Source organism: Flavobacterium muglaense, assembly GCF_014305155.1.
Classification (GTDB): Bacteria; Bacteroidota; Bacteroidia; order Flavobacteriales; family Flavobacteriaceae; genus Flavobacterium; species Flavobacterium muglaense.
Genome location: NZ_JACRUK010000005.1, coordinates 59278 through 79171 on the forward strand (window position 1 = coordinate 59278; position 19894 = coordinate 79171).

The window sequence follows — 19894 nt, forward strand, 5'->3', positions numbered from 1 at the left end:
TATGTTTAAAAATAAAATATTATTAATAACTGGAGGAACCGGGTCTTTTGGTAACGCTATGTTGAAAGGTTTTTTAAATTCAGACTTAAAAGAAATTAGAATTTTCAGTAGAGATGAAAAAAAGCAAGAAGATATGCGTATCGCCTACAAAAATGACAAGTTAAACTTTGTTGTTGGGGATGTTCGTGATTTTGATAGTATTAATAATGCGATGCGAGGAGTTGATTTTGTTTTTCATGCAGCTGCATTAAAACAAGTTCCTTCTTGTGAGTTCTATCCAATGCAAGCTGTTCAGACGAATATTCTTGGAGCTGAAAATGTATTAGAAGCAGCAGCCAGAAATAATGTTCAGAGAGTTGTAGTATTAAGTACTGATAAAGCAGTTTATCCAATTAACGTAATGGGAATATCCAAAGCGATGATGGAAAAAATGGCAGTGTCTAAAGCAAGAGATTCAAGGGTTAAAGAGACCAAAGCTATTTATACAGCAACACGTTATGGAAATGTAATGTGTTCAAGAGGTTCGATTATTCCATTATTTATAAAACAAATAAAGGAAGGTAAAGCACTTTCTATTACAAATCCTAAAATGACTCGTTTTATGATGTCATTAGATGATTCTGTTGAACTAGTAATGTTCGCTTTTGCGAATGGAAATCCAGGAGATATTTTTGTGCAAAAATCGCCTGGAGCAACAATTGAAGATTTAGCACAAGCATTAAAAGAACTATTTAAAGCCGATAATGAAATAGTTATTATTGGGGAAAGACATGCTGAGAAAATGTATGAAACTTTGTGTTCTAAAGAAGAAATGTCAAAGGCTGAAGATTTAGGCAGATTTTATAGAGTTCCTGCAGATTTTAGAGATCTTAACTATACAAAATATGTTCAAGAAGAGGGACCTAAATTAGTTGAAGGGGAATATAATTCAGATAATACGGAACGATTGAATGTTGAAGAGTTGAAAAAATTATTGCTTACCTTAGAATATGTTCAAGAAGAATTAGCTTCACATACCAAATAATTTATTTTATGATTCCATTAATAAAAACAAGCATTCCTCCTAGAGAAGTTCTAATGCCAAGATTAGAGCAAGTTTTGTATAGTGGCTATGTCGCGCAAGGGGAAGTAGTTGAAGAATTTGAGAGAAAATTTGAAGAATATATTGGAGGTGGAAATACACTTTCTTTAAATTCAGGAACAGCAGCTTTGCATATTGCTTTGATTTTAGCAGGAGTCAAAGAAGGTGATGAGGTAATTAGTACAGCTTTGACGGCTGAACCAACCAATGTCGCCATTAAAATGGTAGGAGCTAAAGTAAGATGGGCTGATGTTGATGCTACTACAGGAAATATTTCGGCAGCTGCAATTGAAAATGCTATCAACTCGAAGACAAAAGCCATTATTGTGGTTGATTATGCAGGGATTCCAGTAGATGTAAAAGGAATTAAAGCGATTTCCGAAAAGTATAATATTCCAGTTATCGAAGATGCAGCTCATGCATTAGGGGCTAAATACCAAGGCCAAAAAACAGGAAATCATTTTCCGTTTACGGTTTATTCTTTTCAAGCCATCAAACATTTAACAACGATTGACGGTGGAGCTTTGCAAATTGCTGATAAGGAATTGTATGAAAAAGGCAAGGTGATAAGATGGTTTGGTTTAGATAAGAAATTAAGCCGTTTAGACAATGATATTACTTTTCAAGGCTACAAATACCACATGAATAATGTGAATGCTACCATTGGATTGATTCAATTGGAGAATATAGAAAAACTTATTCAAAGATATATCGAAAATGGGCAGTATTTTGACGAGCAACTTAAGGATGTTAAAGGAGTTGAAATGATCGAATATTATCCTGATTCAGAACCATCTTATTGGTTGTATACTATCAAAGTAGATAATCGTGATGGATTTGTCAAAATGATGGCTGAGAATGGAATTATGGCTTCGGAACTTCATAAGCGAAATGATTTGCATACCTATTTGAATGATTTTCCAACTAAATTACCCAATTTAGATTTGTTTTATAGTAAAATGGTGCATCTTCCTTGTGGATGGTGGGTTTCAGATGAAGATAGAGAAAAAATAGTAACTTTAATAAAACAAGGCTGGTAATGATTCCAATTTACAAACCCTATATGCCGGAAAATTTAATTACCGGAATAAATGAAATACTTTATTCTGGACAGTTAGGTTTTGGAAAATATGGCAAGCAATTTGAGTCTCAGTTGAAGGAATTTATAGGTTGCAATTATATCTTGACTATTAATTCTTATAATACAGCTATGCAGGTGGTGTTGTCAACTTTAGGGTTGCAATTTGGTGATGAGGTAATAGCAAGTCCTGTGAGTTGTTTGGCTTCTAATCAACCTTTTGCCACAAAAGGATTAAAAGTTATTTGGGCGGATATTAATCATGAAACAGGAACTCTATGTCCTACTGATGTTGAATCTAAAATAACTAAAAATACTAAAGCTATTTTTCACAATCATTTCTGTGGATATGTTGGAGATATTACAGCTATTAATACTTTAGGCGAAAAATATGGAATTCCTATTATTGATGATGGAATTGAGGCTTTTGGTGCTGAATATAAAGGGGAAAGATTAGGGAATGTAGGGACAGATCTAACTGTTTTTTCTTTTCAGACCGTTCGATTGCCCAATACAATTGAAGGAGGGGCTATAGTATTTAAAGATAAAGCTTTATATGATAAGGCAGTATTAATTAGAGATTATGGTATAGATAGATCGCAATTCAGAACAGCTGATGGAGAAATCAATCCTGACTGTGATATACAATTAGAAGGATATGGGGGATTAATGAGTGAAGTAAATTCATTTATTGGTACAAAGCAAATGTTAGGTATTGATCAATTATTAAAAAAGCAACAACAGAACGCTATAAAATGGCAAAATGAGTTGCAAAATAATATTGAAGTTAGCCCATTAGTTATAATGAAGGATAGCCAACCTAATTACTGGGTTTTTGGTACGCTTTCAGAAAATAGTAAGGAAACAATAGCCTATTTTAAATCAAGAGGTTATTATGCCACGGGGGTACATATTAACAATAATATTTATTCTGTTTTTAATAATAAAATTAATTTAGTTGGAGTAAATAAATTCAAACAACAATTTGTAGCTATTCCTTGTGGATGGTGGTTTGATTGGATGAAAAAGTAAAATTCAATGGAGTACTTAAGTATTGTGAAGCAAAAGGATATTTCGGAACAAGAATTGTTAGAAGTATGTAAGATTAAATCTGTTTTTGGGGATTATAGTATAGGTAGTCAAAAGCAATGGATTTTGAAGAATTTATATGAAGATGATCTACATTTTCTTCTATACAATGATGATGTATTGGTTGCATATCTTAATTTAGTAGATGTTCGATTATTAATAAACGGAAATTTATGGTCCGTATATGGTATAGGAAATGTTTGTTCAAGTAAAAACGGGAGTGGTTTTGGAAGTAAAATAGTAAGAAAATTAAATGATTTTTTAGTTTCTGTAGATATTCCGGGGTATTTATTTTGTAAACAGAATTTAATTTCATTTTATTCAAAAAACGGATGGGCAATTTTGGATTGTGATAATTCTAATGTTTTAAAGAATATAGAGATTAAGTCTATGATTTTTAACTTTAAGGAGAATGTTAATAATATAGATTATACGGGAAGGTTATTTTAATAATTGAAAAAAAAATATAGAAATTTATAGACCTATAAATTCAAGTTCTAGTTTAGCAAAACTGTATGTAGTGATATTTAATTAAAAATTTTTAAGATATTTAATATTAAACAGGCAAGTTTTTATCATTTTGATGGCAAAATTTTGTTTTGATAGGACTAAGAGTTATTTACGAATCAAGTTTGATTGTAGAAGTTATTATTTTATTGATTAGACCTATAGAATAAGAATAAATTATAGAGAAAAGTGTTTTTGTGCTATGTGGTTTTTGGTGTTAGTTTTAAAAAAAAATTTGATTGAATTAACAATTTTGAAAAATCTATTTTTTGTAGATTTTTTTTTTTGAAGAATGAAGTATAGGTTGTCAATTCTGTAATTAGTTTGTCTAAGAGTAATATTATTATGAATGACGAATATTTGGATAATTTTAATTGAGTTGAGGGCAAAGTTTAAGTTGTTTGAAATAGTTTTCTGAATAATAAATAGTAATACTTTGGAAATTTTAAAAACAGTCCCAGTAGATTAAATGGTGAAAAGGAATAGCTTGTAGGTAAGTGAGGAGCTTTGTAAGATAAGAATATAGAAATTATTTTTGAGGTGTGAAAAATATAATTAAAGGATAAAAGTGAGGATAGCTGCTATAACAATAACGTATAATGATGATTACAAATATAAAGAATGGCAAGAACATTTTTTAGAATATGAAAATGAAATTTTTCTTCATGTAATCGTAGATAATAATTCAGAACAAGGATATAAAGAAAAGCTTCAAGAAGGATTTAGTCGATCCCACATTATATACAGAACTTCTAACGGTGGGTGTACAGGAGCGTATAATGATGGAATTAGGTATGCGCTTTCTATACCTGATGTAGATGCAATAATGTTAATTGGAAATGACATAAGATTAAAAGTAGGGGCCTCGACAATAATGCACAGAAGATTGTTTTCTGACGCTAAATTGGGTATGATTGCTCCAATATTATTGACTAAAGATTCTATGATTGTTGAAGATTTTGGATGTTCGATATCTAAAGCTTTGATAATGATTCCATATTGTGTAGGGAAAGTTCATTCTAATATAAATGAAAACATTCATTATTGTGAGGCTTTAACTGGCGGTATGAATCTTTCAAAGAGAGAGTTCTATGAGAATGTGGGTTTACAGGATGATAATTTATTTATGTATTCGGATGAAGTTGATATGGGTTTGAGAGCTAAAAAAAGTGGATACACATTGGCGGCTATCAGTGATGCAGTTTCATGGCATCAACATATTAATAAAGATACGAACACAAACAGAAGAGATCCCTATACAAAGTATTTGGCGGGTAGAAATAAGGTCTATGTGGCTAAAAAGCATTATGGTTTATTAAGAGTAATCTATGTTTTTTTATTTTATGTGTTTGGGTCTTTATATAAGATTTTAATTAATCTAATTAAGGGGAACTTTTATCAAATTAAAGAATATTTTTGGTTAATTTTTGGAGCTGTAATGGGCTTATTAGGGAATATGAAACCCAATCGTTTTTCGGTACCCAGCGAAGACGTAGAATTACAAAAATAAGGTAGCTTTAGTTTATGTCAGAAAATAAAAATTATGATGTTATATTCAAGAGTACTTTTCTTTTTGCATTCGTACAGGCATTTAGTATTCTTGTAAAAGTAGTCCTAAATAAAGTTGCTGCAGTTACTCTTGGTTCTGCGGGGATCGGTATGATTGGTCTTTTTTCTTCTGCCATAGGAATGTTAAAGACGGGAACGAGTTTAGGTATTTCACAAAGTGCGGTTCGAGATATTTCGGAAGCTAATCAAAATAATGATATAGAAGCTTTTTCAAAAACGATAATTGCTACACAAAAAATAATCGTAATAACAGCAGCTATTGGTTTTGTGATTACAGCAGTATTGTCGCCATGGTTAAGTGAATGGTCTTTTGGTAATAACTTGTACACTACGAGTTTTTTGTTGTTGTCTATAGCGGTAGCTTTTATCACTTTATGGGAGGGTCAGTTGGCTATTTTAAAAGGGATGAGGCATCTTAGATTATTGGCAAAAGCAAATGTTTTTGGATCACTAGTGGGGCTTTTTATTTCTATACCTTTATATTTAGTATTTGAGATTGAAGGTATTATTCCAGTTTTAATTATAACGCCAATATGTGCATATTTATTTTCATATTATTATGTTCGTAAGATAGAATACAGAAGAATAAAATTATCAAAAAGAGAATTAGTTCAAAAAGCTACACCCATGGTAAAAATGGGTGTTGCCTTGTCTATCACGACTTTTCTTAGCCAATTATCTGTTTTTTTGGTTTCTAGCTATATTGGTAAAGAAGGGGGGCTTCAGTCTGTAGGATTTTATAATGCAGGTGTAATAATTATGGTTGGATATTTTAGTGTAATAATTAATGCTCTTACCACTGATTATTACCCTAGGATCGCTGCGGTTAATAATGATAATGCTAAAGTGCAAAATGAATTGAATCAACAATCAATAGTAAGTTTGTTAATTTCTTTTCCACTGATCGTCTTATTTTTGATGGTATTGCCTTTTCTGATTACGCTTTTGTACTCCAAAGAATTTGATCCAATAATTAACTTTATTAGAATTGGTATCTATGGTGTTCTAATTACTATAATTTCAAATCAAGTTGATTTGATTTTGATAGCCAAAAACAATACTAAATTTTTTACAATTTTAGCAATTGTGTATAGAGTTATTGAGCTTGTTTTAAATGTTGTTTTCTTTAAGTTTTACGGTTTAATCGGCATGGGAATTTCAATGGTTCTTGGTGGAGTTATTCACATGGTATTTATGACAGTCGCGGTTAAGAAGCTGTATTTAATTAGGTTTGAAAAATTGTTTGTTAAAACGGCATTACTCGCATTACTTTTTATTTTTCTTACTAGTTTTATAAGTATGGAAGAAAATGTATATATACGATATTCAGCTGGAGGATTGATGTTTGTTTTGTCCTGTTTTTTCTCTTATTATTTTTCAAAGAAATATTTGAATTTTAATCTTTTAAAAATGAGATCTAAATGATAGTTGCTTTTCGGGTTAGAGATAATTTTAATGATTTTAAAAATGGGTATTTGAATGAATAATTGGATTTATACGAAAGAAAAAAAATGGATTGATAAATGGAATGATTTTATGTTGTCTGACGAGTCAAGTTCATTTGTTCAGTCTATATATAGAGTAAAAGCCTATGAAAAATACGGAATGGATTGGGAATTATTATTATGTGTTGATGAAAGTGATACTATTCAAGTTGGATCAGCTAATGTAATAGTTACACTACCTTTTTTTAAATTATACGTTTGTTCTTATGGGCCTACTATGAGTAGCAACATAAAAACCATTTTTGATAGTAATGAGTTTATTAAACAATTTATAAATAGAGGGAAAGAATTAAGGGCTTTTAGTTCTCAAATAACGATTCCAATGGATTTGTTGGTGGATGCTTCTTTTAAAAGTATTGAGGGTCGTATATTTACTAATATTTCTAATCCGAGGTATTCTAATTTAATTAATCTTAAGTTAAATGAAGACTGGTTGTCTAAAGAAGAATTAATCAATTCCTTTTTACCAAGAGGGAGAAGGGACGTTAGAGCTTCTTGTAGAAAAGGGTTAGTGTCTCAGTGCCCAACAACAGAGGATGAATTGAAGCAGGCTTATTTGTGTTTTGAAACTAATGCAAAAAAGAAGGGCTATCATGTAAGAAGTTGGGAGGATATGAGGGATTTTGTGATTGAAAGTGTTCAAAACAAAACAGCATTTGTTATCTCCGCATGGTATAATGATACAATTCAAGGGGCCATTTTTCTAGAAAGATCTAGTAATGTTTTAAGTTATACAATGGGAGGTGTTTATCGTAACAGTCCTGATTTGCTTACGGGCTATTTTTTGCAACTAGAAGGAATGTTACTTGCAAGAAGTATGGATTTGTCGTTTTATGATATTTCGTATGGCGGTCCAGATGAAGTACAACGTTTCAAGAGTATGTTTAATCCAGTTTTAAAGGAAAGTTATAGGACTGTATATTTTAAGAACAACAATATTAAATTTTTTATTTTTAAAAAAGTATATAGCAGTTTTAAGAGTTTAATACCAAAGATTATTTCAATAAAAAGAGCCATAATTTCATGAAGAAAGTATATTTAACAGTTGATATTGAAACTATTGTTTCGGGAATAAGTCGTAGTGAAAATTATTTAGCGGGTGTGTATTTGGCATCAATGTATATGGCGGAGGAGTTGCGAAAAAGGGATTTAAAAGCCACATTTTTTATTAGCCTATCATCAAAACAAGCAGGAATTGATCAAAAAGAATACACTGAATGTGTAAAATGGTTAATACATAGTTTAAGTGCTTACGAGAATGTTAAAATTGAGCCTCACATTCATGCCTTTAATTTACCCGTCAGTTTTGAATGTAAAGATGATGCGTTTAATAAATACAATCAGTCACAGCAGACTGAATTGTTGACTTTTGCAAAAGATTTTTTTAGTAACCAAGGCATAGAGGTAGAGTCATTTAGACCGGGAGGGTTTAGTGCTAATGATTCCTATTATAATTCATTAGTTGATGCAGGCTATAAAAATAGTTCTTTACTTCAAAAAGAAAAAAAGATTAATTTGGATATGCTAACTGGTGAGGTTTTCGAAGCAGAAGTGTACAAAACCCAGTCTGGTATTATTGAATATCCTGTGACCTCTGTTAGAATAAAATCAATTAAAAATAAAATTGAAATTGTAAATTTATCACCTGATTTTTTTAAACTGTCGTCAGTAGAAAATTGTATTAGAGATTTAAATTATATTAACATTAATTTTCATAGTTTTTCAATTTATTTAAATAGATTGATTAGAGAAAACCACAATGGTTTATTTACAAATAACATTAAATTTCTGTTTTTTGAAAATATATTAAATAAATTACTTAAATCAACTTCTATTCAAACTATTAACACAAAAACTATTGTTTGCAGAGAATTTATTAACTGGATAGATTTTATTAAGAATAATAAATATGAGACTTTTTTTATTGGTGAATAGTAAAAAAAGTATAATATATAAATGCATTCAATAATGACAATTGCAGAGAAAAGTATAAATGATGCCAAAAGCAATACGTTATTAGTTTTGTTGTATTTTTTTCAATACGGTTTGTTAATCCCTATAACCGTGGTGATGAGAGGTCAATACCCTATAGCTATTTTTACCGTTTTGTTATTCTGTTATGCATTGGTTAATAATAGGATTATTATTTCATCTTATTCGGCTTTATCGTTTATTCTTCCATTAAGTGTTTTAATAACAAAGTTACCTTTTGAACGTTATGTTGCAGAAACTAATGTGGCAATGGAATTGATAATTTCTTTTTTTGCAATAGGAATGTCGGGTATTTTGATAGGTTCCTTGAGGTTTTCGCAAGATCATTTTTTAAGCTATGGGTATAAATTAGGCTTGTTGAATTTCTTTCTATTAGGTGCAATTCCATTTACTTCATTGTATTTAGATGAAATAAATTATATGCGTTTTGGATATGCTATATTGCCTACAGTTATATTTTCATTTCTTTTTTTATTTAGAGATAATAATAAAAAGTGGACTTTTATTGTTTTTTGCTTATCGTTTGCAGAGCTTCTATTGTTTGGGGCGCGTGGTGCGATGTTAACATTTATTTTATTTGCGCTGATCTATTTGTTTTTTATTTCAGATGTCAGTAAAAAAATTAAATTGTATATACTTTTTTTTCTTTTTTTAATTGGTGCAAGTTTAAAGTTTGTTTTAGAATATTTACTTGAAAGTTTGGATACTTTTGGTTTGTATTCCTATTCCTTAACTAAGTATTTAAATCTTTTTAATGGAGATTCATTGGCTTCGACTAGTTCTGGACGAGACGATATTTATGGATTAGCTTTTAAACGGATAGATGAGTCTTTTTGGTTTGGTTCTCCCTTGAATACTTGCTTTATCGATACGGGGTCAACATATTATCATAATATTATTTTAGATATTTTGGTGAATTTTGGAGTGATAGGTTTTGCATTTTTCTTTTTATTTATTTTTTACAATATTTTTAAAGTTGTTAGTAGTACTAGTAAGGAAAGAAAAATGATTTTTTTTGTACTTTTCTTGATTGCAATGGGACGTTTGTTTGTTAGTTCTTCATTTTGGCAACGTCCTGAATTTTGGATTTTTGTTGGCTATTGTGTGAATTACACTTCTAAAAAGTTTGATATTAGTACAGTATAGTTAATTTAAATAAAAGTAAATTTGCCTTAGATTATGGCTCGCTAATAAAATGAATCGTGTCCTATTACGATTGTAGTTTTAACTTGTTTTTGCAAAATTGTTTTTATAGCTTTTTTTGTATTGTTTATTATATTAATTTTTTATTATGAGAATACTTTTACTTCATCAATATTTTTTAGAAGACAATGATCACGGTGGTTCCCGTTGGAATGAAATTACCAAGCAATGGACCGAGGAAGGAAATGACGTTACGGTTATAGCAGGGATGATGCACTATAGTTCAAGTTGTAAAAGACCAGAATACAAAGGAAAATGGTTTAAGAAAAAACAACAAGGTGCTGTAAATATCATTCGATGTCATGTTTCAGAGAGTTATAATTCTAGTTTTGTAGGTAGATTATGGGGGTATTTTTCCTTTGTTTTTTCAAGTTTGTGGGCTGGTTTGTTTATGACCGAAGGAAGGTATGATGTTATCATTGTAACGTCTCCACCTTTATTTGTAGGTATAAGTGGGTATTTGATTTCTCTGTTTAAAAGAACTCCTTTTGTTTTCGAAATTCGAGATTTATGGCCGGAATCAGCTATAGATACTGGCGTAGTAACTAATGGTATAATTATAAAGTTGGCTTATGCATTGGAGGCTTTTATCTATAAAAAAGCAACACTTATAAATGTCTTAACACCTGCTTTTAGAAATGTTTTAATCGAAAAGAAAAAAGTAAGTGCTGATAAAATCATTTTCATTCCTAACGCTGCTGATTTTACTTTGTCAGATAAGCTTGTTGAGAATTTTGATAGTGCTGTTTTTAGAAAGGAACATAATCTTGTTGACAAGTTTGTGATAACGTATGTTGGAGCACATGGCGTTGCAAATCATTTAGAGCAAATCATTGAAACTGGATTATTATTGGCTGATACAAATGTCTTATTTCTGTTGATAGGAGATGGTATGGAAAAGAAAAAACTGATTACGTTGGCGACAGAAAGGAAAGTGACTAATGTTCGTTTCTTGGATCCCGTTCCAAAAGGAGAAGTTTTCAAATATATTTTGGCATCCGACATGGGAGCTTCAGTACTTAAAGATGTGGATACTTTCAAAACTGTTTATTCTAATAAAACGTTTGATTACATGTCTTGTAAACGTCCTGTTTTAATGGCTATTGATGGGGTTTCAAAAGAATTAGTAGAAGATGCTGAGGCGGGGGTATTTGTTAAGCCAGAAAATGCCAAAGATTTTGCTGAGAAAATTAGAATGTATTTAAATGACCCAATGCAAGTTAAAACACAAGGAGAAAATGGATATAGATTTGCAAAAGCAAATTTTGATAGAACTATTTTAGCTAAAAAGTATATTGAATTGATGCGAAAACATATGAATATTAGATAATGTATAGATTTTTTTTTAAAAGAATAATAGATTTTATTTCTGCTGTGGTAGGCTTACTACTTTTAAGCCCTTTTTTTGTTTTAATAACTGTTGGTTTGTATTTTGCAAATCAAGGCAAGCCATTTTTTTTCCAGTTACGTCCAGGATTAAATGGAGAAATTTTCAAAATCATCAAGTTCAAAACGATGAATGATAAGCAAGACTCTTCGGGTAGTCTTTTGTCTGACGCTGAAAGACTTACGAAAATAGGTTCTTTTGTTCGAAAGACGTCCCTTGATGAAATTCCACAATTAATAAATGTTTTAAAAGGCGATATGAGTCTTGTAGGTCCCAGACCTTTATTACCAGAATATTTGCCTTTGTATAATGAAAAACAAAATCGGCGACATGATGTTAGACCAGGAATTACTGGTTGGGCACAAATCAACGGGCGCAATGCAATATCATGGGATAAAAAATTCGAGTATGATTTATTCTATGTTAGTAATTTAAGTTTTGTGTTAGATTTCAAGATATTTTTTTTGACAATTAAAAAAGTGTTTGTAAGTGAAGGTATAAATATGAAAGGTCAGGTAACGACCGAAGCGTTTAAAGGGAATTAAATATGGATAAAATAGCAATCGTAGGAGCTGGGGGGTTTGGTCGGGAAGTCAAATTTTTAATCGATCAAATTAATATTGAAAAAAACAAGTATGAGTTTGTTGGGTTTTTTGATGATGGTCTTGTTAAAGGGGATATCGTAAATGGCTTTCCAGTGTTAGGTAAGGTAAGTGATATTAATAATTTGAATGAAAGTACAGCTATAGTAATTGCAGTAGCAATTCCTCAAATTAGAAAAGATATCTATAATAAAATAAGTAATAGTTTTGCTTATTTTCCTACTTTAATTCATCCGAATGTAATAATAGGTACTGATTTTGTGACTGTAGGTAAAGGTTCGATTATTTGTGCTTCTACAATTATTACTGTTAATATAAATATAGGTGAATTTGTGATTTTGAATTTGCAATGTACAGTAGGACATGATACTATTATAAAAGATTTTTGCTCTTTTATGCCATCTGTTAATGTCTCAGGTGAAGTGATAATTGAAGAATGTGTTTATGTAGGTACAGGGGCAAAGATCATTAATTTGTTAAATATTGGTAAAAACACTATTGTTGGTTCCGGTGCTGTAGTTGCTAAATCACTTCCAGGAAATTGCACTGCAGTAGGTATTCCTGCAAAACCAATAAAGTTTCATGAGTAATAAAAATTATATGAATAACACAAAAATATGGCTTTCGTCTCCACATATGGGAGGATCCGAGCAAAAATTTGTTAAAGAGGCATTTGATGCCAATTGGGTTGCTCCATTAGGGCCTAATGTAAATGGTTTAGAAACTGATTTAGAAAATTATTTAGGGAATAGTGCACATGTTGGAGCATTAAGTTCAGGTACAGCTGCAATACATTTAGGATTAATTCTACTTGGTGTGCAAGCAGGTGATGAGGTGATATGTCAGAGCATGACTTTTTCTGCTTCAGCTAATCCAATTTTGTACCTTGGCGCTACTCCTGTTTTCATTGATAGTGAAGATGAAACTTGGAATATCTGTCCAATAGCTTTAGAGGAAGCTATTATCGATAGGATTGCGAAAGGTAAAAAGCCAAAAGCTATAATAGCAGTTCATTTATATGGAGTGCCATATAAGATTGAGGCTGTTAAGGCTATTTCAGAGAAACATGGAATTCCAGTTTTAGAAGATAGTGCTGAGGCATTAGGAAGTAGCTATAAAGGACAAAAGTGTGGTACTTTTGGCGACATAGGAGTTTTGTCATTTAATGGTAATAAAATTATTACTACTTCAGGGGGTGGTGCAATAGTTACTAAATCGAAGGAATTGAAAGATAGAGCGGTGTTTTTTGCTACACAATCTAGAGATAACGCGCCACATTATCAACATAGTGAGATAGGGTATAATTATAGAATGAGCAATATTTGTGCTGGAATTGGTCGAGGGCAAATGCAAGTTTTAGACGATCATGTTGCCTTGCGAAGATCAATGAATGATTTCTACGTAGCTTTATTCAAAGATATTCCAAGTGTAACCGTTTTTATTTCACCTAATGAAGATTATTATGCTAATTATTGGTTAAGTGCTATAGTAATAGAACCGAATAAAGCACTTGGAATTGATAGGGAAAGTTTACGTTTGGCTTTTGAAGATGTAAACATTGAATCTCGACCTTTATGGAAGCCTATGCATTTACAGCCTGTTTTTGCTAAATATCCTTATTATGGAACTAAAGTAGCTGAAAATTTGTTTGATAATGGTTTGTGCTTGCCTTCGGGTTCAAATTTAACAGATGAAGATCGGGAAAGAATAGCTAATGCTGTTACTTCTTTTTTTGGAGTAAAAAAATAGTAAATCATATGAATATTGAAACCAGTGAAATTAAAGATTTGGTAATTCTTACTCCAGATGTATTTGAAGATGAAAGAGGCTTTTTTTTTGAATCCTTTAATAAAAGTAAATTAAGTGATTTAGGAATTAATTTATCTTTCATTCAAGATAATCAATCTTTTTCAAAGCAAGGTGTTTTGAGAGGACTACATTATCAAAACCCACCTTTCGCACAAACAAAATTAGTTCGAGTTTTGCATGGTGAGATACTTGATGTTGCGGTAGATTTAAGAAAAGATTCGCCTACATTTGGGAAATCTTTTAGTATTTATCTTACAGCTGGGAATAGAAAGCAATTATTAATACCCCAAGGTTTTGCACATGGTTTTTCGGTAATAAGTGACTCTGCAATTGTGATGTATAAATGTGATAATTGTTATGATAGAGAAAGTGAAGGAGGTATTCGTTTTGATGATAAGACTTTGAATATAGATTGGGGTATTAATTTAAATGAAGCCATTATTTCAGGAAAAGATCTTGTTTTGCCTAGTTTTGAAAATTGCAATAGTAAGTTTTAATGCAAAAATTTTTAGTAACAGGAGCTACAGGACAATTAGGTTTGGAATTAAAAGTATTATCTGTCAATTATCCGCAATACGAATGGGTTTTTGCAGATAGGACACAAGTTTCATTAGACAACTTGTCTGTATTGAAAAGTCAATTGGAAGCTATCCAACCAAACATTATATTGAATTGTGGAGCATACACGGCAGTGGATAAAGCGGAATCGGAAACGGAATTAGCTGATCTTGTCAATCATCAAGCTGTTGCAGTGCTTGCTACCTTTGCAAAAGAACATGGGGTGAAGTTGATACACATTTCGACCGATTACGTTTTTGATGGAACGTCGTCAACTGCGTTGAATGAAGAAGCTATTACCAATCCGATCAATGTATATGGCGCTACGAAACGCGCAGGAGAGTTAGCTGCTTTGATGTTTAATACAGATGTTTTAATTCTTAGAACGTCATGGGTGTACAGTCGTTTTGGGAATAATTTTGTTAAAACAATGCAACGTCTACTGCATGAACGTGATTCATTAGGCGTGGTGAATGATCAAATAGGATCACCTACCTACGCTGCTGATTTGGCGCAAGCCATGATGGACATCGTATCAGCGAAAGAATGGATTCCTGGAATTTACCATTATTCGAATGAAGGAGCCATCAGTTGGTACGAATTTGTATTGGCGATACAAGAAACTACTGGAGATAGTTGTAAAGTAAGTGGTATACCCTCTTCATCGTATCCAACGCCTGCTGCGAGACCTGCTTTTTCATTATTGGATAAAACTAAGATTAAAGAGGTTTACGGTATTACTGTGCCGCATTATAAAGAGAGTTTGAAAAAATGTTTAATGTTTAAAATTGTTTAACAGTTCTCAAGACAATTTTATAAATTTACTCGGGCTGACGAATATAAAAATAATATATAAATGAAAAAAATAGTAATCACAGGAGGTGCCGGATTTATAGGTTCTCATGTGGTACGCCTTTTTGTGAAAAAATATCCTGAATACCAAATATTCAATTTGGATGCTTTGACTTATGCAGGTAATCTGGAAAATATCACTGATATTGAAAACGAACCGAATTATACTTTTGTAAAAGGAGATATTGTAGATGCTGCTTTTATTGATGCCTTGTTTGCGGAACATCAGTTTGATGGGGTTTTGCACCTAGCTGCAGAGTCGCATGTGGATCGTTCTATTACAGATCCGTTATCATTTGTGAAAACAAACGTGATAGGTACCATGAATTTATTGAATGCTGCCAAAACGATTTGGAAAGATGATATGGAAGGAAAACGTTTCTACCATATCAGTACTGATGAGGTGTATGGAAGTTTAGGTGCTGAAGGCTTGTTTACTGAAACTACAGCCTACGATCCTAATTCACCGTATTCGGCATCCAAAGCCAGTTCTGACCATTTTGTACGTGCGTATGGAGAGACTTATGGTTTGCCTTATGTTTTGACCAATTGCTCTAATAACTACGGACCTTTTCACTTTCCTGAAAAATTGATTCCGCTATTCATTAATAATATTATTCAAAATAAACCTTTACCTGTTTACGGGAATGGTAAATATACGCGTGACTGGTTATTTGTAGAAGATCATGCCGTTGCTATTGATTTGGTTTTTCATGAAGGGGTAAATCACGATACCTACAACATTGGAGGCTTTAATGAATGGCAAAATATTGATTTGGTAAAACTACTTTGCAAAATCATGGATGAGAAATTAGGTCGCGAAGCAGGCACGTCAGAACAATTGATTTCGTATGTGAAAGACCGTCCAGGTCACGATTTACGGTATGCTATCGATGCCAATAAAATCAATAAAGAACTAGGGTGGAAGCCTTCGGTTACTTTTGAGGAAGGCTTAGAGAAAACAGTGAATTGGTATTTGGATAATCAAACTTGGTTGAATAATATCACGAGTGGGGAGTATGCAACGTATTATGAGAAACAATACGCGAATTGAAAACGAATTTAAGTCGAATTTCACTAATGGATTCGAGCAATTAAATACTTTAAAAAGAAGAGCTATTTGGTGTTATTGAGACTTGTATTAAAGTGAGGATTACTTATTTGTAAGGATATGATTTTCTTTTTGCTTGATCAAAAAAGAAACATAAAAATTAAGTCTCCACATCCTCGTCGGTCAAATTTATTTTCGAATATTAAAAGAAAAAAACTCGGACTACGTACTCAAACACCTTTTCTTTTTGCGCATTCTTCAAATATTTGACACTCGACTGCGTATGTTAAGGACGGTTAGTTCTCGCAAATAATAGCAATTTGGATTACTTTTAAAATCGCAAAACTTCAATTAATATCGCTTTATTTGCTGTGATGCAATTACTGTAGAGATAAAAGTAGTATCACAAATACGAGTTGCATTTTATGCACAGTTGACCAATTATTTAAAATGTACAAAAATGGAACTGGGTATGTTAATAATTTTGGCGCAGCTTCATTAAGCTATAGAATAATGGTTAATTTTAGAAATTCGAATTACTAATAACAAAATAAACTATGAAAGGAATTATATTAGCAGGTGGTTCAGGAACACGATTGCATCCGCTGACATTAGCGATGAGTAAGCAAATGATGCCCGTGTATGACAAACCTATGATATACTATCCGTTATCTACATTAATGATGGCAGGGATCAATGAAATTTTGATCATTTCAACGCCTCACGATTTGCCTAATTTTAAAAAATTATTAGGAGACGGTTTGGCAATCGGCTGTAAATTCAGTTATGCAGAGCAAGCTATTCCTAATGGTTTAGCTCAAGCTTTTGTAATTGGAGAAGAATTTATAGGTAAGGATGATGTAGCTTTGGTATTAGGAGATAATATTTTTTTTGGAGCTAATATGCAGGAGTTGCTTCGATCGAATACAAAACCGCAAGGCGGAGTGGTTTTTGCGTACCATGTTTCAGACCCGGAACGTTATGGTGTGGTAGAATTTGATAATGAATTCAAAGCACTTTCTATTGAAGAAAAACCATTAGAACCAAAATCAAATTATGCCGTTCCAGGTTTGTATTTTTATGACAATTCAGTAGTTGAAATTGCCAAGAATATTAAACCAAGTCCGCGTGGCGAGTATGAAATCACCGATGTGAACAAAGTCTATTTGGAACAAGGGAATCTGAAAGTAGGTATTTTAAGTAGAGGTACCGCTTGGTTAGATACGGGAACATTCAACAGTTTGATGCAAGCGGGACAGTTTGTTCAAGTATTGGAAGAACGTCAAGGTTTAAAAGTGGGATGTATTGAAGAGATTGCTTGGAGACAAGGCTTTATAACAGAACAACAATTAAGAGATTTAGCTGAGCCTTTAAAAAAATCAGGTTATGGGGAGTACCTACTAGGGTTAATAAAACAGAAGTTTTAAACTTTAGAATAGGCTAAGGTTAGGTGATATGTGTTTTATGGAGTTTTAACTAAGGTAAATTCTGCTATAATAACTTCTCGTATTGGTTATCTTAAAAACAAAATTATTTTTTTTGATACAAATAATTGTATTTTTGACTCAGTAAAAATTAAACATTAAAAAAAAACATATTCTATTTTGAACACAGACGAAAATCCGAAGCTAGGCAACATTATCGCTAGTTTTTTTTCAAGAACAAATCATAAGATCAACATCCATAATATGAGCTATTTGCCACGATGGATTATTGTTTTTATGGATTTAGTTGTTTTAGTTATAGCGTTTATATTTACCAAATTAATTTTTAATGGTACCGGTTTGCCGTATATCATTGTTCCCAATAAGCTCCTTTTTTTAGTTGCTTTTTTTGGTGTCAATGTATTTTTCTTTTGGTTGTTTAGAACCTATTCAGGGATCATTAGGCATTCCTCTTATATCGATGCCTTGAAACTTTTATTTTCTCAAATATCAGTTTTAGTGGTTTTTTTAGTGGCTAATTTTGGTTTTTCATTATATTTTGGTTATAAAGCTTTTTTAAATACAGCCCTGTTTATTAACATGCTACTTGCTTTTTGTGGGTTGTTTTTGTACCGAGTAGTGATCAAGCAAACCTTTGAAAGGTATTTTGCCGAAACGAATAAAGTAGAGTTAACAAGAACTTTAATCTATGGTACAGATGCCAATGCTATTTCGGTAGCAAAAGCGCTGAAGTTAGAAACGCCTCCTCGTTTTAAAATTGTAGGATTTGTAGATAAAAACAATCAGAATTCTTCCAAACGAATGTTGGACTTACCCATATTTGTTCAAAAGAAAAAATTACCTGTTTTAATGCGCTCTATAGGCACTCAAGGGGTTATTATTGCAGACAAGAGTATGTCAAAAAAAGAACGACTGACTATTGTAGACCAATGTCTAGAGTTCAATTATAAAGTATATATGGTGCCTTTGATTACGGATTGGGAAAACCAAAAAGAAATCTCTCAAAAGGTAAAAAACATTCAGATTGAAGATTTATTAGAAAGAAAACCCATTGTTTTAGACAATAAAGGAATTACGAAACAGCTCAAGGATAAAACCGTTTTGATTACTGGTGCTGCGGGTTCTATTGGTAGTGAAATCGTGAGACAAGTGCTGCTTTTTAATCCAAAAACGGTATTGGTTTTGGATCAAGCCGAAACGCCTTTGCACCATTTGTACCTAGAAATGGAAAAAAGTGAGTTCAATTCTAAGATTATTACGATCGTAGGTGATGTAAGGAACAAGGAAGCAATGAATAATGTGTTTAGTACCTATTTGCCTCAAGTTGTTTTTCATGCTGCTGCTTACAAGCACGTGCCTTTGATGGAAGAAAATCCATCGCAAGCAATCTTAACCAATATTGGGGGTACTAAAATTCTGGCCGACTTGTCGTGTCAATACCAAGTGAAGAAATTTGTAATGGTGTCTACTGATAAAGCAGTTAATCCTAGCAATGTAATGGGTGCTAGTAAAAGAATTGCCGAGAAATATGTGCAGTCATTGCAATTGAGAAGCCAAGAGCTAAATGAATTAAAAGCCACCAAATTTATTACAACACGTTTCGGAAACGTATTGGGCTCGAATGGATCAGTAGTGCCTTTGTTTACCAAACAAATTGCCGAGGGTGGACCTGTAACAATCACGCACCCCGATATTATTCGCTATTTTATGACGATTCCAGAGGCTTGTCAGCTAGTGTTAGAAGCTGGAGCAATGGGTAACGGAGGGGAGATTTATATTTTTGACATGGGGAAACCAGTTAAGATTATTGATTTGGCCAAGAAAATGATCAAGTTAGCTGGATTTGTGCCGGATAGAGATATCATGATTAAAATTGTAGGCCTACGTCCAGGTGAAAAATTATACGAAGAATTGTTAAACGATACTTCAAAAACGATTCCAACCTATCACGATAAAATTATGATAGCCGAAGAAATTCAGGATGAATATGAAGTATTGCATTTTGATATTAATGAGTTAATCCAAATAGCAAACAATTTCAACAACGAACAAGTTGTAGCCAAAATGAAAAAAATAGTTCCAGAATTTAAAAGCATGAATTCGGAATTTCAATTATTGGATAAATAGTTAATTTTCATTAATGTAACTAATAGTAAACAAAAAACA

The 19894-nt window shown here is 32.1% G+C and carries 19 protein-coding genes; all 19 read left to right on the forward strand.

What is annotated here, in order from left to right; genetic code table 11:
• The first annotated feature begins 1 nt into the window (after position 1).
• Positions 2-1024, forward strand: a complete 1023-nt coding sequence (locus H8R24_RS03820) for a polysaccharide biosynthesis protein (protein WP_187017236.1) — start codon at positions 2-4, stop codon at positions 1022-1024.
• An 8-nt stretch (positions 1025-1032) separates the two neighbouring features.
• Positions 1033-2121: a DegT/DnrJ/EryC1/StrS family aminotransferase gene (locus H8R24_RS03825; protein WP_187017237.1), complete on the forward strand. Its 1089-nt coding sequence runs from the start codon at positions 1033-1035 to the stop codon at positions 2119-2121.
• Positions 2121-3191: a DegT/DnrJ/EryC1/StrS family aminotransferase gene (locus H8R24_RS03830; RefSeq protein ID WP_187017238.1), complete on the forward strand. Its 1071-nt coding sequence runs from the start codon at positions 2121-2123 to the stop codon at positions 3189-3191. Before H8R24_RS03825 ends, H8R24_RS03830 begins: the two co-directional genes overlap by 1 nt.
• A 6-nt stretch (positions 3192-3197) precedes the next feature.
• On the forward strand, positions 3198-3698 hold the full coding sequence (locus H8R24_RS03835) for a GNAT family N-acetyltransferase (RefSeq protein ID WP_187017239.1): 501 nt from the start codon (positions 3198-3200) through the stop codon (positions 3696-3698).
• Positions 3699-4323: 625 nt separating this feature from the next.
• Complete coding sequence (locus tag H8R24_RS03840; RefSeq protein ID WP_187017240.1) at positions 4324-5265, forward strand: glycosyltransferase family 2 protein; 942 nt, start codon at positions 4324-4326, stop codon at positions 5263-5265.
• A 14-nt stretch (positions 5266-5279) separates the two neighbouring features.
• On the forward strand, positions 5280-6749 hold the full coding sequence (locus H8R24_RS03845) for an oligosaccharide flippase family protein (protein WP_187017241.1): 1470 nt from the start codon (positions 5280-5282) through the stop codon (positions 6747-6749).
• A gap of 54 nt (positions 6750-6803) precedes the next feature.
• On the forward strand, positions 6804-7856 hold the full coding sequence (locus H8R24_RS03850; protein ID WP_187017242.1) for a hypothetical protein: 1053 nt from the start codon (positions 6804-6806) through the stop codon (positions 7854-7856).
• A complete protein-coding gene (locus H8R24_RS03855; RefSeq protein WP_187017243.1) occupies positions 7853-8764 on the forward strand; it encodes a polysaccharide deacetylase family protein in 912 nt (303 codons plus the stop codon). Before H8R24_RS03850 ends, H8R24_RS03855 begins: the two co-directional genes overlap by 4 nt.
• Positions 8765-8785: 21 nt before the next feature.
• Positions 8786-9967, forward strand: a complete 1182-nt coding sequence (locus tag H8R24_RS03860) for an O-antigen ligase family protein (protein WP_187017244.1) — start codon at positions 8786-8788, stop codon at positions 9965-9967.
• A 145-nt stretch (positions 9968-10112) separates the two neighbouring features.
• Complete coding sequence (locus tag H8R24_RS03865) at positions 10113-11354, forward strand: glycosyltransferase family 4 protein (RefSeq protein WP_187017245.1); 1242 nt, start codon at positions 10113-10115, stop codon at positions 11352-11354.
• Positions 11354-11956 (forward strand): sugar transferase, encoded by a 603-nt coding sequence (locus H8R24_RS03870; protein WP_187017246.1) that lies wholly within the window; start codon positions 11354-11356, stop codon positions 11954-11956. The genes H8R24_RS03865 and H8R24_RS03870 overlap by 1 nt, the downstream gene beginning before the upstream one ends.
• A 2-nt stretch (positions 11957-11958) precedes the next feature.
• Complete coding sequence (locus H8R24_RS03875) at positions 11959-12603, forward strand: acetyltransferase (RefSeq protein WP_187017247.1); 645 nt, start codon at positions 11959-11961, stop codon at positions 12601-12603.
• A gap of 10 nt (positions 12604-12613) precedes the next feature.
• Positions 12614-13762: a DegT/DnrJ/EryC1/StrS family aminotransferase gene (locus tag H8R24_RS03880; RefSeq protein ID WP_187017248.1), complete on the forward strand. Its 1149-nt coding sequence runs from the start codon at positions 12614-12616 to the stop codon at positions 13760-13762.
• Positions 13763-13770: 8 nt separating this feature from the next.
• Positions 13771-14319: a dTDP-4-dehydrorhamnose 3,5-epimerase gene (gene rfbC / locus H8R24_RS03885; protein ID WP_187017249.1), complete on the forward strand. Its 549-nt coding sequence runs from the start codon at positions 13771-13773 to the stop codon at positions 14317-14319.
• Entirely contained in the window at positions 14319-15176 is an 858-nt protein-coding gene (gene rfbD / locus H8R24_RS03890) for a dTDP-4-dehydrorhamnose reductase (RefSeq protein ID WP_187017250.1), read from the forward strand. Before rfbC ends, rfbD begins: the two co-directional genes overlap by 1 nt.
• Positions 15177-15236: 60 nt before the next feature.
• Positions 15237-16286 (forward strand): dTDP-glucose 4,6-dehydratase, encoded by a 1050-nt coding sequence (rfbB, locus tag H8R24_RS03895; RefSeq protein ID WP_187017251.1) that lies wholly within the window; start codon positions 15237-15239, stop codon positions 16284-16286.
• A gap of 361 nt (positions 16287-16647) precedes the next feature.
• Positions 16648-16785, forward strand: coding sequence for a GxxExxY protein (locus H8R24_RS18410; RefSeq protein ID WP_187017319.1), 138 nt, complete (start codon positions 16648-16650; stop codon positions 16783-16785).
• 55 nt (positions 16786-16840) lie between these two features.
• Positions 16841-17710 carry a glucose-1-phosphate thymidylyltransferase RfbA gene (gene rfbA, locus H8R24_RS03905; RefSeq protein ID WP_187017252.1) on the forward strand — a complete coding sequence of 290 codons (870 nt, stop codon included), beginning with the start codon at positions 16841-16843 and terminating at the stop codon, positions 17708-17710.
• A 177-nt stretch (positions 17711-17887) separates the two neighbouring features.
• Positions 17888-19855 (forward strand): polysaccharide biosynthesis protein, encoded by a 1968-nt coding sequence (locus H8R24_RS03910; protein ID WP_187017253.1) that lies wholly within the window; start codon positions 17888-17890, stop codon positions 19853-19855.
• Positions 19856-19894 lie beyond the last annotated feature (39 nt).

Bases quoted from the DNA above. Each gene is read 5' to 3' on its own strand.
- H8R24_RS03820 (WP_187017236.1), top strand. From the start codon at position 2: ATGTTTAAAAATAAAATATTATTAATAACTGGAGGAACCGGGTCTTTT.
- H8R24_RS03825 (WP_187017237.1), top strand. From the start codon at position 1,033: ATGATTCCATTAATAAAAACAAGCATTCCTCCTAGAGAAGTTCTAATG.
- H8R24_RS03830 (WP_187017238.1), top strand. From the start codon at position 2,121: ATGATTCCAATTTACAAACCCTATATGCCGGAAAATTTAATTACCGGA.
- H8R24_RS03835 (WP_187017239.1), top strand. From the start codon at position 3,198: ATGGAGTACTTAAGTATTGTGAAGCAAAAGGATATTTCGGAACAAGAA.
- H8R24_RS03845 (WP_187017241.1), top strand. From the start codon at position 5,280: ATGTCAGAAAATAAAAATTATGATGTTATATTCAAGAGTACTTTTCTT.
- H8R24_RS03850 (WP_187017242.1), top strand. From the start codon at position 6,804: ATGAATAATTGGATTTATACGAAAGAAAAAAAATGGATTGATAAATGG.
- H8R24_RS03855 (WP_187017243.1), top strand. From the start codon at position 7,853: ATGAAGAAAGTATATTTAACAGTTGATATTGAAACTATTGTTTCGGGA.
- H8R24_RS03860 (WP_187017244.1), top strand. From the start codon at position 8,786: ATGCATTCAATAATGACAATTGCAGAGAAAAGTATAAATGATGCCAAA.
- H8R24_RS03865 (WP_187017245.1), top strand. From the start codon at position 10,113: ATGAGAATACTTTTACTTCATCAATATTTTTTAGAAGACAATGATCAC.
- H8R24_RS03870 (WP_187017246.1), top strand. From the start codon at position 11,354: ATGTATAGATTTTTTTTTAAAAGAATAATAGATTTTATTTCTGCTGTG.
- H8R24_RS03875 (WP_187017247.1), top strand. From the start codon at position 11,959: ATGGATAAAATAGCAATCGTAGGAGCTGGGGGGTTTGGTCGGGAAGTC.
- H8R24_RS03880 (WP_187017248.1), top strand. From the start codon at position 12,614: ATGAATAACACAAAAATATGGCTTTCGTCTCCACATATGGGAGGATCC.
- rfbC (WP_187017249.1), top strand. From the start codon at position 13,771: ATGAATATTGAAACCAGTGAAATTAAAGATTTGGTAATTCTTACTCCA.
- rfbD (WP_187017250.1), top strand. From the start codon at position 14,319: ATGCAAAAATTTTTAGTAACAGGAGCTACAGGACAATTAGGTTTGGAA.
- rfbB (WP_187017251.1), top strand. From the start codon at position 15,237: ATGAAAAAAATAGTAATCACAGGAGGTGCCGGATTTATAGGTTCTCAT.
- rfbA (WP_187017252.1), top strand. From the start codon at position 16,841: ATGAAAGGAATTATATTAGCAGGTGGTTCAGGAACACGATTGCATCCG.